The sequence below is a fragment of the Streptomyces sp. NPDC005492 genome, from assembly GCF_040605995.1.
Taxonomy (GTDB): Bacteria; Actinomycetota; Actinomycetes; order Streptomycetales; family Streptomycetaceae; genus Streptomyces.
In genome coordinates, this window is record NZ_JBEXDX010000017.1 from 1 (window position 1) to 13820 (window position 13820).

The following is a 13820-nucleotide window of genomic DNA, read 5'->3' on the forward strand; positions in this document are numbered from 1 at the left end:
ATAGTCATACCGCAAAGCTAGAAACGGAGGCGCCGTAGAAGGTGCTGGCTGGGCCTAGAAGGAGTTGGACCTAGAAGGGGTACGACGCCACGTCGCCGCGCACCGTCGTCCACCGCACATCGGTGAAGGCCTCCACGTTGGCCTCGCCGCCGAAGCGGGCTCCGGTGCCGGAGGCTCCTGTGCCGCCGAAGGGTGCCACGGCCTCGTCGTTCACGGTTTGGTCGTTGATGTGGACGATCCCAGTCGGGATACGTTCCGCCAGGTCCAGACCGCGGGCGCTGTCGCGGGTGACGATGCCGAGCGAGAGGCCGTAGGGTCCCGCCGCGGCCAGGGTCGCCGCCTCGTCGGGGGTGGCGAAGGACCGTACCGGCGCCACCGGGCCGAAGACCTCCTCCGCGTAGGCGGGGGTGTCGTCGCCGGCGCCCGCGAGGACGGTCGGCCGGTAGAAGAGGTCCTCGTGGGTGCCGCCGGCCGCGAGCCTGGCGCCGCTCGCCGTGCTGGCCTCGACCAGGCCGTGCACCTTGGCCAGTTGGGCGCCGTCGATGATCGGCCCGAGGTGGACCTGTGCGCGGTGCGGGTCGCCCACGGCGAGGGAGTCGGCCTTGGCGGCGAGGCGTTCGACGTACTCCTCGTAGAGCGACTCGTGGACGAGGTGGCGGCCGGTCGTCATGCAGATCTGGCCCTGGTGGAAGAACGAACCCCAGGCCGCCGTGGAGATCACCGCGTCCAGGTCGGCGTCCGCCAGCACGATCAGGGCCGAGTTCCCGCCCAACTCCAGGTGTGCGCGCTTGAGATGACGCCCCGCCGCCTCACCGACCGCGCGGCCGGCCGCCGTTGAGCCGGTGAAGGAGATGACCGGCACCTGCGGGTCGGCGACCAGCGCGGCCCCCACCTCCGCGCCGCCGGGCAGGACGTGGAGCAGTTCGTCGGGCAGGCCGGCCTCCGCGAAGATCGCCGCGAGGGACAGTCCCCCGCAGACCGCCGTGCGCGGATCCGGCTTGAGGACGACGGCGTTGCCGAGTGCGAGCGCGGGGGCGACGGAGCGGATGGAGAGGATCAGCGGGGCGTTGAAGGGCGCGATCACGCCGACGACTCCGACCGGGACGCGCCGGGTGTACGACAGCCGGGGCGCCTCCGAGGGGAGGACCTGTCCGGCGGGGCGGGAGGCGAGCGCGGCGGCCTCGTAGCACTCCTGGGCGGCGACGTGCAGTTCGAAGTCCGCCTTGCCGGGGATCGACCCGGACTCCCGCACGATCCACTCGCGCAACCCCTCGGCGTGCGCGGCGAACAGGTCACCGGCCTTGCGCAGCACGCCGGCCCGGACGAAGTGCGGGACGCGCGCCCACTCGGCCTGCGCGGTGCGCGCCGCTTGCACGGCGGGGCGTATGTCCTCGGCGGCGGCGAGCGTGACGGTACCGAGCGTGTCGCCGGTGGCGGGCTCGGTGACCGAATACTCGGGGCCCGAGAGGGGGCGGGACTGCCAGGTCTTGGGGTCGAGCAGGGGCATGGCGGCTCTCCGTTCCGTCACCGGCGGGACCCACGGGGCAGGTGGAGTCCCGGGTCGTTCGCGTGACGGGATGCGGCGATCCGACGCAGACGTGCGAGCCGCATCCGGTGGTCGAACGCATCCCCGTCTGGTTGAGCATGCAACATCCTAGTCGCGTACGGCGAGTTCGCCCCGGTGCGGTCGTCGGCCCCCGTTCAGCTTGAATCGCGGTGGACGACCGAGGCGCCGAGCAGTTCGTGTACGCCCGGTGGCGCGCCGGGCTCGCGTACCGCGCCGTCGACCAGTTCGGCGAGGTCGCGGCCGGACGGCAGTTGGATGTGGACGGTGCTCAGGCGGGGGCGCAGGAGGCGGCCGATCATCAGGTCGTCGGCGCCGATCACGGCCGTGTCCTCGGGGATGCGGACGCCTTCGTCCTGGAGGGCGCGCATCAGCAGCATCGCGTACTCGTCGTTGTACGCGAACACCGCGTCGAGGCCGAGAGCGCGCCATCGTGCGGCGGTCTTGGCGGCACTCTCCTCGGTGTAGGCGAGCGGGAGTTCGGTCACCGTGGCGTCCGTGCCGAGCAGGGCGCGGCGCACTCCTTCGAGGCGCGGCCGGGAGAATGCCTCCAGGCCGGGCTCCTCGGGGACGACCACACCGATCCGGCGCCTGCCGCGACCGTAGAGGTGCGCGCCGGCGGCGTGGCCGACGCCCTCGTGGTCGAGCAGCAGGGCGTGGGCGCCCTCGACCCGCTCGGGGCCGAGCGTGAGGACGGCGCGCGCACCGGCACGCTTGAGGACCGCGACGCCCTGCGGGCCGAGTCCGGAGCCGGGCACCAGGACGGCGACCGGGCGGAGTTCGGCCCAGGCACGGGCGGCCTCGTCGCCGTGCAGACCGACCGAGCCGTGCTGCACGACCGTGTAGTCGAGGCGGCTCAGCGCCCACTGGAGTTCGGTCATGAACTGGCTGTAGAGCAGTCCCACCGCCACGGTCGGCGCCGGCATCAGCACCATCCGGCTGTGTCCGGCGCGCAGGCTGCGGGCCGCCGCGTGCGGGACGTACCCGAGTTCCTTGGCGGCCGCGTGGACGCGACGGCGGGTGGGTTCGCTGATCCGTACGGCGCTGGTGTTGTTGAGGACGTAGGAGACGGTCGCGCGTGAGACGCCGGCCAGGCGGGCCACATCGGCGCTCGTGGGGACGGAGCGCGGTGCGGGCGACGGGGCTGCGGGCGTTTTCGGTATCTGCACCATGACGTACGGCATCTTGGCAGAAGCCGGGGCCGGGCAGTGCGGCGGGGGAACGGTCGTCACGACAGCGACATGGTCCGGGATTTTACGAACATGTTCGTCACGAACTTGTTCTCAACGAACATGTTCGTTACCTTGAAGGCATGACAGCTCGCCCCGACACCCCGCGCAGCCGCCGTGAACGCCCGGCGAAACCAGCCCTGACCAGGGAGGGCATCGTCGCCGCCGCCGTGGCGGTGCTGCGAGCGGAAGGTTTGAACAAGGTCACCATGCGGCGCCTGGCCCAGGAGCTGGACACCGGTCCGGCCTCGTTGTACGTGTACATCCGCAACACCGCGGAGCTGCACGCGGCGGTCCTGGACGAGCTGCTCGGCACGATCGGGCCCGTCCCGGCCGAGGGCTCCTGGCGCGAGCGGCTGGAGCGGGTGCTCACCGCGTACACCGCGATGCTGTACGAGCATCCGAGCCTCGCCCGTTCGGCACTGACCGCCTGGCCCAGCGGCCCGCACTACCTGAACCTGATCGAGACCCTGCTGGCCCTGCTCGACGAGGGAGGCGTGCCACCCGCGCAGGCCGCGTGGGGCGTGGACCTGCTGCTCCAGCAGGCCACCGCGACGGCCGCCGAGCACTCGGCCGAGGACACCGGCCAGGACGCCGACTGGGACGCCCTGACGCACGCCCTGCGGAACGCGTCCGACCGCACCCACCCGCACATCGCCGCCGTCTCCGACGACCTGCTCTCAGGGGCACCCGAGGCCCGCCTGTCCTGGAGATTCCAGGCACTGATCAACGGTATCGAGCGCACCGCCGTAGTCGACTGACATCCCATCAAGTCGCGTCCCTTTCAAGGAGGTTCACCATGACCACCCCCCATCACCCCATCGCCGTCGTCGGCGGCGGACTCGGCGGGCTCACGCTCGCCCGGGTCCTGCACGTCAACGGCATCGAGGCCGCCGTCTTCGACCTGGAGGCCTCCCCCGCCGCGCGCACCCAGGGCGGCATGCTCGACATCCACCACGACTCGGGTCAGCCGGCGCTGCGCGCGGCGGGCCTGTACGAGGAGTTCCGCGCGCTGGTCCACCAGGGCGGCGAGGCCACCCGCGTCCTCGACAAGGCCGCCACGGTCCTGCTGGACGAGCCCGACGACGGCAACGGCGGGCGCCCCGAGGTCGACCGCGGGCAACTGCGCGACCTGCTGCTCGACTCCCTGCCGGAGGGCACCGTCCGCTGGGGCGCCAAAGTCACCGGCGCCCGTCCGCTGGACGGCGGCCGGCACGAGGCGACGCTCGCGGACGGCACCTCCTTCACCACCGATCTGCTGATCGGCGCCGACGGCGCCTGGTCCCGGGTGCGGTCCCTGCTCTCGGACGCGCTGCCCGCGTACACCGGCATCTCGTTCGTCGAGGTGGACCTGCCGGAGGCCGCCGTACGGCATCCCGTGAGCGCCGAGGTGGTCGGCGGCGGCATGCTGTTCGCGCTCGCCGCGGGCAAGGGATTCCTCGCCCACCACGAGACCGACGGGAGCCTGCACATCTACGTGGCGCTCAGCGTCCCCGAGGACGAGTTCGACGGCATCGACTTCGCGGACACCGAGGCGGCGAAGGCGTACACACTGGAGCACTTCGCCGACTGGGACAAGAGCCTGCGGGCCCTGGTCGCCGACGCGGACGGGCCGCTGGTCCCGCGGCGGATCCACGCCCTGCCGATCGGGCACCGCTGGGACCGGGTGCCCGGCGTCACGCTGCTGGGCGACGCGGCCCATCTGATGTCACCGTTCGCGGGCGTGGGCGCCAACCTCGCCATGCTCGACGGGGCCGAACTGGGCCTGGCGCTGGCCGCGCACCCGGGCGACACCGAGGCCGCGCTGACGGCCTACGAGGAGCGACTGTTCCCGCGCGCCGAGGAGTCGGCGGCGGACTCCGCGGCCAACGGGATCCTGCTGTTCCGTGAGGACGCCCCGCAGGGTGTGCTCGACATGTTCGCCGCCCACGACTGAGCGGGACTCAGCGGGGCGGCGGCGTACAGGTCACGCGGGCGACGAGGTCGACCCAGCCGGCCTCCAGCCGCTCCATGGGCATCCCGCACTGTCGGGTCAGATGGTTGATCAGGGCCGGGTCGAGATACGCCATGAGCGGCTGGGCGAGCAGCTCGCAGTCGGCGTCCGGCAGGATCTGCCGCAGCAGCATCGTGACGTGTGTGTGCAGGGCCCCGAGCGAGGGGTGGGAGAAGCGCCGGGTCGGCTCCGGCTGGGCGGCGAGCTGCAGGTCGAGCTGTTCCGCCGAGCGGTAGAGCACCGCCACGCCGAAGGCCCGCAGCCGCTCGACCGGCGGGGCGCCGGGACCCAGCGGGGGCGGCCCGCCGAGGAAGTCGGCCTGGAGCTCCCGCGATGAGTGGTCCAGCAGGGCGATCAGCAGGCCGGTGCGGTCGCCGAAGCGGCGGAAGACCGTCCCTTTGCCGACCTCGGCCGCGGCGGCCACGGCCTCCATGGTGACGCCGGCGACCCCGTGCTCCGCGATCAGCCGGGCGGCGGCCTCCAGCAGCCTGGCCCGGTTGCGGGCCGCGTCGGCGCGCAGGCACGGCTCGCGGTCGGCGGAGGAGCGGACCTCGAGCAACTGGGCTTCGCCGCTTGCCTCTTCGGGCTGCGAAAAGGGCGGCAGGACGCTGGACATGAACCCAGCATAAAGCACCGGGAAGAAACTGGACCGTGGTCCGGTTAGCCTGGTACAACTTAAACGGACCCCGGTCCGGATCGTAACGGCAGTGTTTCAGCACCCCCCTTTGGAGTCCCCCATGTCTGTTCGTATCCTCGCGCTCGTCGGCAGCCTGCGTGCCGGCTCGCACAACCGCCAGCTCGCCGAGGCCGCCGTGAAGTTCGCGCCCGAGGGCGCCGACATCGAGATCTTCGAGGGTCTCGCCGAGATCCCGTTCTACAACGAGGACATCGACGTCGAGGGCGACGTCCCGGCCGCCGCCGCCAAGCTGCGTGCCGCCGCCGGCTCCGCCGACGCCTTCCTCTTCTTCTCCCCCGAGTACAACGGCACCATCCCGGCCGTCCTGAAGAACGCCATCGACTGGCTGTCCCGCCCCTACGGCGCCAGCGGCTTCGGCGGCAAGCCCGTCGTCGTGGTGGGCACCGCCTACGGCCAGTACGGCGGCGTGTGGGCGCAGGACGAGACCCGCAAGGCCGTGGGCATCGCCGGCGGCAAGGTGATCGAGGAGATCAAGCTCTCCATCCCCGGTTCCGTCACCCGCTTCGCGGAGACCCACCCGGCCGACGACGCCGAGGTCGTGGCCCAGTTGACCGAGGTTCTCACCCAGCTCCACGGCCACGCGGGCGAGGCCGTCGCCGCCTGATCCTGGCACCCCGCCGCAGCGCCCGAAGGGGCCGGAGTCCACACGGACTCCGGCCCCTTCCACGTGTCAGTCCAGTTCGGCCAGGCGCGGTACCGCCGGGGCCACGAACCGCTCGATCCACTCGGCCGGTTCGCCCGTGCGCGGACCCAGGATGACCGTGTCGACACCGAGCTTGGTGAAGCCGTCGATCTCACGCAGGAAGGCCTCGACGTCCCCCGTGGTGACCGACTCGCCGGTGTGCACGATCGTCTTGCGGATACGGCCGTAGTCGCGCCCCAGCCTGTCGCAGTGCCCTCGCAGCACGTCGAGCTTGTGCCGCAGCTCGTCCGGCGTCGACACGATCAGGTTGCAGGCGTCGGCGTACTGGGCGACCAGCCGCAGGGTCTTCTTCTCCCCGCCGCCACCGATCATGATCTCGGGGTGCGGACTGCTGACCGGCGCGGGTACGCAGAGGGTCTCGGCGAGTTGGTAGTGCTTGCCCTCGAACGGGCCGTTCGCCTCCGGGTCCCACATCTGCAGACAAATCCGCAGCGTCTCCTCCAGCCGCTCGAAACGCTCCGCGACCGGCGGATAGGCCACGCCCAGACCGTGGTGCTCACGGTCGTACCAGGCGGCCCCGATGCCCAGCGTGGCCCGGCCGCCGGAAAGCACGTCGAGCGTGGTGGCGATCTTCGCGAGCAGCCCCGGATTCCGGTACGTCACACCGGTGACCAGCGCGCCGAGCCGGACCGTGGAGGTGTGGCCGGCCAGGAAGCCCAGCGTCGTGTAGGCCTCCAACATGGCGTCCTCGCCACCGCCGTTGAACTCCATCTGGAAGTAGTGGTCCATCACCGAGAGCCAACTGACGCCCGCCGCCTCGGCCGCGGCGCCCGCGGCGGCCAGCTCGGGCCCGACCGCCGCAGGTCCTCCGGGATGGTTGAAGCGGTTGATGTGTACGCCGACCCGCATGTCCGACTCCGTTCACAGTCCGCACGGACGTTCACCGTCCCCGTGACGGTAGGTCTTCGAGCGCCCTCGAAGTCAACCGCTGTACGCCCTGGTGGCCCGCGGGCCGGTGAGCGCGCGGTGCTCCTCGTACAGCCAGTGGCGCGCGAGGCACCCGCCGTCCGGCGGAGAGGTCCCGCCGGACGGCGGTGACCGGATCAGGGGTGGTCGCGCGGATTATGGCCGTACGAGCCGCCGCACCCAGCGTCAGGAGAAGCGCATGACGTCCGTCCCGCCGCCGCCCCCGTTCGACCCCGAACTCGCCGCCGCCCTGGAGTTGATCAGGGAGTTCATCTCGCCCGGGATGTCACTGGAGGAGATCGACGAGATCCGCCGGGGCCCGGCGATCACGCAGTCCGCGGAAATGGACCTGACCCTGGACGGTGCCTTCGAGATCGAGGACCGGGAGGTGCCGGGACCGCCCGGCGACCCCGCCGTCCCGCTCCTCATCTGCCGCCCGACCGCGCCCTCGACGCCCGCACCGCTGCCCGTCATCTACCACGTGCACGGCGGCGGCATGGTGCTCGGCAACAACCGGGTCGGAGTGGCCGGGGCGCTGGACTACGCGCGGGAACTGGACGCGGTGGTGGTGTCGGTGGAGTACCGGCTGGCGCCCGAACATCCGCATCCCGCGCCGATCGAGGACGTGTACGCCGGTCTGCTGTGGACGGCGGAGCACGCGAAGGAGATCGGCGGTGATCCGGAGCGGATCCTCATCATGGGCGCGAGCGCGGGCGGCGGCCTGTGCGCGGCACTGGCCCTGCTCACCCGGGACCGCGGCGGCCCCCGCCCGATCGGCCAGTTGCTGCTCTGCCCCATGCTCGACGACCGCAACGACACCCCGTCCGCACACCAGATGGCCGGCATCGGCATCTGGGACCGCACCGCCAACGAGACCGGCTGGACCGCCCTCCTCGGCGACCGCCGCGGCGGCCCGGACGTATCCCCGTACGCCGCCCCGGCCCGCGCGGACGACTTGACCGGCCTTCCCCCGGCCTTCCTCGACGTCGGCTCGGCGGAGACCTTCCGCGACGAGGTCGTCACCTACGCGTCCCGCCTCTGGCAGGCAGGCGGTATCGCCGAACTCCACGTCTGGCCCGGCGGCTTCCACGGCTTCGACGGCTTTGCGCCTCAGGCAGCGGTGTCGCAGGCGGCGCGGGCCGCTCATGTGGGGTGGTTGAGGCGGTTGTTGGGGGTGTGAGAGGGGCTTGCGCGTGACGCGGGGGGCGGCTGCTGCGGGCGTGGGTGTCGGTCGGGGCCGGTGGTTGGCGTTGCCGCGGGTGTCCTCGCCTTGCCGTGCCGTCAGGTGTCGAGGCGTAAGCGGTATGGGCAGTTTCCGTACGCTGCCGGGCGCGCCGTCCGGCGTCAGCGCGCCCGAGCCGCGCGGACGGGGCGCGTACGGTGGCATCTCGCCTCGGTCGGTGTTGTCCCTTCGCCTTGCTGCCGCGCCGAGGCATCGCCGCTCACGCACAGGGCGAGAGCGCCCGAGGCCGGACTGACGGCGGGGGCACGGTGACCTGGCGTCTCCGTTGGGGCCGGCGATTCGCGTATGAGGGGCACAGGCGCCGCCGCACCATGTCGGCGCGGGGCGAACGGGGCCCGCTGTTGGCTCGCGTGCGGTGACAGGTCGTCTTCGCCGGAGCCGATGGTTGGTATCGCTGCGGGGCCAGCACTCCCCCGAACCGTCGCTCGCGCACCGCGCCGTCGGATGCCGGAGCGCGGACGATTCGCGCGGTTTCCGTACCCCATCCCGGGGGCCGCCTGGCGGGAGAGCTGTCGAGTGCGCGCCCCGGCCCACACGTGCGGTGCTTGATGGCCTGGGTCGGCGCCCGTGGTTCGCGTTTCCCGGAGTCCGAGGACGCGATGGCCTTCTCCGGCAGCGTTCCACGTGTCCGTGTCGGCGGCGGAACCTCGTCCGCAGGCTCCTGCATACCCGTTTCATGGCGCACCATGGGCTTATGAAAGAGCTGGCCGGGCGGCTGACCGCGTTGGATCCGGACGCGGGGGCCGCCGTGCGGGTCATCGGTTACTTCGATCGGCTCGCCGAGTCGCGGGCCGGGCTGGAGGCGCTGGTGCGTGGGGCGGCGGTGCTGGCCGGGTGTGCCGCGCGGCTGGTCGACGGCGAGCGGCGGGTGCGGGTGCGCGTCGAGGCGGACGGCACGCGCAGGGACAGCGAGTCGCCGCCGGATCCCGCCTGGCCGTCCGCCGCGCTGACGCCGGGCGGCGCCTCGGCGCTGTGGCTGGAGCGGGCGGCGGAGGCTGAGCCCAGTGTCGTCGACGCGGTGATCCTGGAGCGGGCGGCCGGTGCGGTACGGCTCGTGCTCGACCGCACCCGGGGCCGGGTTCCCGCCGACGACCCCGAGCTGGTCGAGACACTGCTCGACGCCACGGCTCCGGAAACGGCACGGCTGCACGCGGCCCGCCGCCTCGGCCTCGACACGGCCGACCCCGCGACCCGCGCCCGGGTCGTCGCCCCGCTCGACGGGCGGCCCCGGGTCGTCGCCGCGCCGCGGGACACCGGTACGTCCGGTGCGCGGCCTCCGTCGGTCGGCCCGCGCGCCGACGGCGATCCGCAGACGGCCACTGTCATGGCCCACGCCGACGCCGAGTTGTCCGCAGGCCGGCTCGGTATCGGCCCCGCCGTCCCCGTACTCGACCTGCCCCGCTCCTGGGCCGCCGCCCGCACCGCTCTCCGCTTCACCGCCGACGGGACCGCACAGGATCCCGGCCCGCGCATCGCGTACGCCGACGAACTCGGCGGCATCGCCCTCCTCGCCGAACTGGTCGCACCGGGTGCCGAACCACCGCCCGACGTCCACGACTTGGAAGCGGCGGCGGCGAACGCGCCCTGGCTGCTGGCCACTCTGAACGCGGTCGCCACCACCACGAGCCTGCGCGCGGCCGCCGCCGAGATCAACGTCCACCACTCCACCCTCCAGGACCGGTTGGCCCACGCGGAATCCCTCCTGGGCTGGCCGGTACGCACGCCGCAGGGACGGCTACGACTCCAACTGGCGCTGACGATGCGGCATTTGGCACGGCCGTAGGTGCGGTCCAGGAGGTGGTGGCGTGCTCAGTGTCAGTGGTCCCGCATACGGTTCTCCAATGGATCGTCAACGGTCGTCGCCTCGCCAAGAGGACGACTTCACAGTCCAGGAGACCGGGCATGAGCGGAACTTCGATGCACGGGACAGAAGACGTACGAGAAGCGTGGGGCCGGGTGACCGCGTGGCTCGAACGCAACGACCCTGAAACTCTCGCCACGCTCGGCGGCCCCGGAAGTCGTTCCGCCATCAGGGAAGCCGAACTGCGCATGGGTCTGGACCTGCCCGCGGAGATGCGGCAGTGGCTGCTGGCGAACGACATCGATGCCGGCAGGCAACCCGACGCTCGCTCCTGTCTGGTGGCGCTGGGCTGCCAGATGGACATCCCCGGCGGCCACATCCTTCTCGGGCTGACGGATATCCAGCGGGTCTACCTCAGCCGGATGGGCCTGGAGGAAATGCAGCCGTCCGCAGACCCGGACCATCCGTTCTGGCGTCGCGAATGGGTACCCGTCGCCGCGGAGGCCGACGGTCTCTACGGGACGTTTCTCAACACGCTCAGCGGAACCATCGGAACCTGGGACGAGGCATCCGGTCCCGAAGAGGGCACCTACGCTTCGTTGTTCGCCTTCTTCCAAGAGACGGCGGACCGCCTGGAAGGGGTGTCGTCGGGGGACTGGAGCGGCCCCGGCCCGGCTGCCGGACCCGGTAGGTTCGATCCCCGTCCGGATGACGAGCCGATACGCCTGTGGGCACGCGCCAACGGTTATCTCGTGAATGACCGTGGACGTATCCCTGCGTCGATCCGTGAGGCCTACGAGATGTCACAGAACTGAGCACCGGCTCCGATCCCCCACGGAACACCGGCTCGCACCCGCCGCGCAGCCACCCCGGACCGCTGTCGAGGCAGCCGCTCGGACTCCGCGGCCGTATCCGCCCGCACCCACAACAAACGGTCACCCACCGGCACTTGGCCATCTCCACGTCATGCGGAATTCCCGATTCGGTACATCCGGAGGGGAGCCATAGCAAGCGCTTGTCGCTACATTTCGACAGGACCGCCGCATCACCATCACCCTCCCCCTCTGTCACTCCGCAGGAGGCACTTCCCCATGCGCAGACTTCTCGCCTGTCTGGCGGCCGCTACCGCGGCCCTGGGCGGGATCACGGTGGCCGCCGCCACTCCGGCCGCCGCCGCTACCTCGGGCAGCTTCAACGTGCTCAGCTACAACGTCGCCGGACTGCCGGAGTCGTTGTCCAGCGCCTCGACGCCGCGCGACACGAGCACCACCGAGATCGGCAAGCGCATCGCCCCGTACGACATCGTGAACGTGCAGGAGGACTTCAACTACCACGCCTACCTGTACTCCACCGACACCCACCCCTACCGCACCGCGACCAGCGGCGGCGCGGGTATAGGCAGCGGGCTCAACACCGTCTCCAACTACGCCTGGGACGGGGACGACTTCGAGCGCGTCCACTGGAACTCCTGCCAGGTCGACTCGGGCGACTGCCTGACCCCCAAGGGCTTCTCGTTCATGCGTGAGCGCCTCTCCGAGGGCGTGTACGTCGACTTCTACAACCTGCACACCAACGCCGGTACCAACGACGGCGACGAGGCCTCCCGTGCCGACAACCTCAGCCAGTTGACCTCGTTCATCAGCACCCACTCGGCGGGCAACGCCGTCGTGGTGATGGGTGACACCAACACCCGCTACACCCGCTCCGCCGACACCATCGCGGAGTTCGCCTCGAACAACAGCCTCACGGACGCCTGGGTCAAGCTGATCCGCGGCGGGTCAGCGCCGGCCAAGGGCAGCGACGCGCTGGTGTGCGACCAGACCGGGGCCACCGTCCCCAACACCTGCGAGGTCGTGGACAAGGTCCTCTACCGCAGCAGCAAGCTGGTCACGCTCAACGCGACCTCGTACAACAACGAGCACGCGAAGTTCCTGAACTCGGACGGGCTGATGCTCTCCGACCACGACCCGATCACGGTCGGCTTCACCTGGTCGCAGAACGCGGACTTCCAGCTCAGTGACCAGTTCGGCGGTCCGCACGGCGACTACTACCAGGACCTCCCGAGCGTCCCCGCCGCCGCCCAGGCCACGAAGATCTCGCTGCGCGCAGGCTCCCGCGTCGACCAGGTCGGCATCACCCTCGCGAACGGCACCACCCTCACCCACGGCGGCACCGGCGGCACCGCGTCCTCGCTGACGCTGGGCAGCGGCGAGTACGTGACGTCGGCGTACCTGTGCGAGGGCAAGTACAGCGACACCACGCGGATCTTCTACGCGAAGTTCACCACCAACCTGGGCAACACCCTGGCCGGTGGCACCACCACCTCGGACTGCGTGACCCGCACCGCCCCGTCCGGCTGGCAGATCGCCGGCTTCCACGGACGCTCCGGCGACGAGCTGGACAAGGTCGGCTTCATCTACACGAAGCGCTGACCCGAAGTACCGCAGGACGTCCGCCGGATCACCCGCCGCCACGGGTGGTCCGGCGCGGTGCGTTCCGGCCGCCTAGGGCCTGTTGCGAAAGTCCCGTCGTCCGCCGGGGCAGGCGGGACTTTCGCAACAGGCCCTAGGCGAAGGCCGGAGGCACCAGCCGCCCCCGTGAGATGAGCGACGTGGCCTGCTTCAGGCGGTGGACGTGGATGCTCACGCCGTAGCCGTCGACGCCCGGGACGGCGGCCAGCCTGGTGGTCAGGTAGCGGTACAGGTCCTCCGTGTCACGGCAGATGGCGATGACCATCACATTGGAGTCGCCGCTGATGGCGGCGGCGAAGGCGACCTCGTCGTGGCCCGCGAGTTCCTCGCCGGCGCGGGCAAGGCGGGCGGGGGCGACCCGCAGCCACAGGGTCGCGGTGAGCGCGAACCCGAGGCGCGCGGAGAGCAGTTCGACGTCGTAGGAGAGGGCCCCCGAGTGCTCCAGGGCGTCCAGGCGTCGCGCCACGCGGGCCGTGGACCAGCCGGTGGCGTCGGCGAGTTGGGTGTGGGTGGCGCGCCCGTCCTCCGCGAGGGCGTCGAGGAGCGGGGTGTCCTCGTCGGTGAGGCGTACGGGCGGTCCGGCGGGGCCGGGCGGCCGGTCGCCCACGAGGCGCCGGATCTGCTCGGGGGTGAGGTGGCCTCCGTAGCCCGTCCAGTCGTTTCTGCCGGTCGTGCCGAAGGGATGGATGAGCAGGTCGATGCTCACGTCGAGGACCGATGCCGATCTGGGCAGTTGTCGTAGCAGGACGTCGTCGCGCGACACATGTACCGGCGCGCTGATGACGCAGATGATCTCCGAGCCGCCGGACGCCAGCCCGGCGTAGGCGATGTCGGGCCGTCGGGAGAGGGCGTCGGCGAGCGGGCCGACCCGGTCGGGGCGGCAGCGGATCCGGGCCACCCAGCGCGCCTCGCCGTGGACGGCGGGATCGACCAGGCCGATCACCCGCATCACCCCGGCACGGCGCAGGGCGTGGAAGCGGCGGGCGGCCGTCTGCTCCGAGACCCCGGCCACCTCGCCGATCAGCCGGAACGACGCCCGTGGCGCGCACTGCAGCGCGCGGAGGATTTTTCCGTCGACTTCGTCCGTCATGGGGAAAGTCTGACATCAGTGCCGCGCTCCATGGAGGTTTCGGCTCGCTTCTCGGTGACACGTTGGTGATTGTCGATGCCGGAGCCGATCCTGGGGCGCGTGCCTGTTCTAGGGCATCACACC

Annotated in this window: 12 protein-coding genes; 7 read left to right on the forward strand and 5 right to left on the reverse strand. The window is 71.5% G+C overall.

Features of this window, described 5'->3' with window-relative positions; translation table 11 throughout:
• Positions 1-70: 70 nt before the first annotated feature.
• Together ABZT04_RS22970 and ABZT04_RS22975 are read right to left on the reverse strand one after the other, a co-directional pair.
• Positions 71-1507, reverse strand: a complete 1437-nt coding sequence (locus ABZT04_RS22970; RefSeq protein ID WP_356058793.1) for an aldehyde dehydrogenase family protein — start codon at positions 1505-1507, stop codon at positions 71-73.
• A 194-nt stretch (positions 1508-1701) separates the two neighbouring features.
• On the reverse strand, positions 1702-2736 hold the full coding sequence (locus ABZT04_RS22975) for a LacI family DNA-binding transcriptional regulator (protein ID WP_356058959.1): 1035 nt from the start codon (positions 2734-2736) through the stop codon (positions 1702-1704).
• Between the two features lie 140 nt (positions 2737-2876).
• On the opposite strand from ABZT04_RS22975, the gene ABZT04_RS22980 reads away from it, so the two are divergent.
• A complete protein-coding gene (locus tag ABZT04_RS22980) occupies positions 2877-3554 on the forward strand; it encodes a TetR/AcrR family transcriptional regulator C-terminal domain-containing protein (RefSeq protein WP_356058795.1) in 678 nt (225 codons plus the stop codon).
• A gap of 38 nt (positions 3555-3592) precedes the next feature.
• Entirely contained in the window at positions 3593-4729 is a 1137-nt protein-coding gene (locus ABZT04_RS22985) for an NAD(P)/FAD-dependent oxidoreductase (RefSeq protein WP_356058796.1), read from the forward strand.
• Between the two features lie 7 nt (positions 4730-4736).
• Here ABZT04_RS22985 and ABZT04_RS22990 read toward each other — a convergent pair whose 3' ends face one another.
• Positions 4737-5420, reverse strand: coding sequence for a TetR/AcrR family transcriptional regulator (locus ABZT04_RS22990; protein ID WP_356058798.1), 684 nt, complete (start codon positions 5418-5420; stop codon positions 4737-4739).
• Between the two features lie 103 nt (positions 5421-5523).
• Between ABZT04_RS22990 and ABZT04_RS22995 the strand changes: the two genes are divergently transcribed.
• Positions 5524-6087 carry an NADPH-dependent FMN reductase gene (locus tag ABZT04_RS22995; RefSeq protein ID WP_356058799.1) on the forward strand — a complete coding sequence of 188 codons (564 nt, stop codon included), beginning with the start codon at positions 5524-5526 and terminating at the stop codon, positions 6085-6087.
• A gap of 66 nt (positions 6088-6153) precedes the next feature.
• On the opposite strand, the gene ABZT04_RS23000 is transcribed toward ABZT04_RS22995, so the two are convergent.
• Positions 6154-7035, reverse strand: coding sequence for an LLM class F420-dependent oxidoreductase (locus ABZT04_RS23000; protein ID WP_356058800.1), 882 nt, complete (start codon positions 7033-7035; stop codon positions 6154-6156).
• A gap of 256 nt (positions 7036-7291) precedes the next feature.
• On the opposite strand from ABZT04_RS23000, the gene ABZT04_RS23005 reads away from it, so the two are divergent.
• From ABZT04_RS23005 to ABZT04_RS23020, 4 genes are all read left to right on the forward strand, one after another.
• Positions 7292-8272, forward strand: coding sequence for an alpha/beta hydrolase (locus tag ABZT04_RS23005; protein WP_356058801.1), 981 nt, complete (start codon positions 7292-7294; stop codon positions 8270-8272).
• A gap of 757 nt (positions 8273-9029) precedes the next feature.
• Positions 9030-10118: a helix-turn-helix domain-containing protein gene (locus tag ABZT04_RS23010; RefSeq protein ID WP_356058802.1), complete on the forward strand. Its 1089-nt coding sequence runs from the start codon at positions 9030-9032 to the stop codon at positions 10116-10118.
• 455 nt (positions 10119-10573) lie between these two features.
• Positions 10574-10951, forward strand: a complete 378-nt coding sequence (locus ABZT04_RS23015; protein WP_356058960.1) for a histone-like nucleoid-structuring protein Lsr2 — start codon at positions 10574-10576, stop codon at positions 10949-10951.
• Between the two features lie 276 nt (positions 10952-11227).
• Complete coding sequence (locus tag ABZT04_RS23020) at positions 11228-12568, forward strand: jacalin-like lectin (protein ID WP_356058804.1); 1341 nt, start codon at positions 11228-11230, stop codon at positions 12566-12568.
• A gap of 133 nt (positions 12569-12701) precedes the next feature.
• Here ABZT04_RS23020 and ABZT04_RS23025 read toward each other — a convergent pair whose 3' ends face one another.
• A complete protein-coding gene (locus ABZT04_RS23025) occupies positions 12702-13697 on the reverse strand; it encodes an AsnC family transcriptional regulator (protein WP_356058805.1) in 996 nt (331 codons plus the stop codon).
• Positions 13698-13820: the final 123 nt, after the last annotated feature.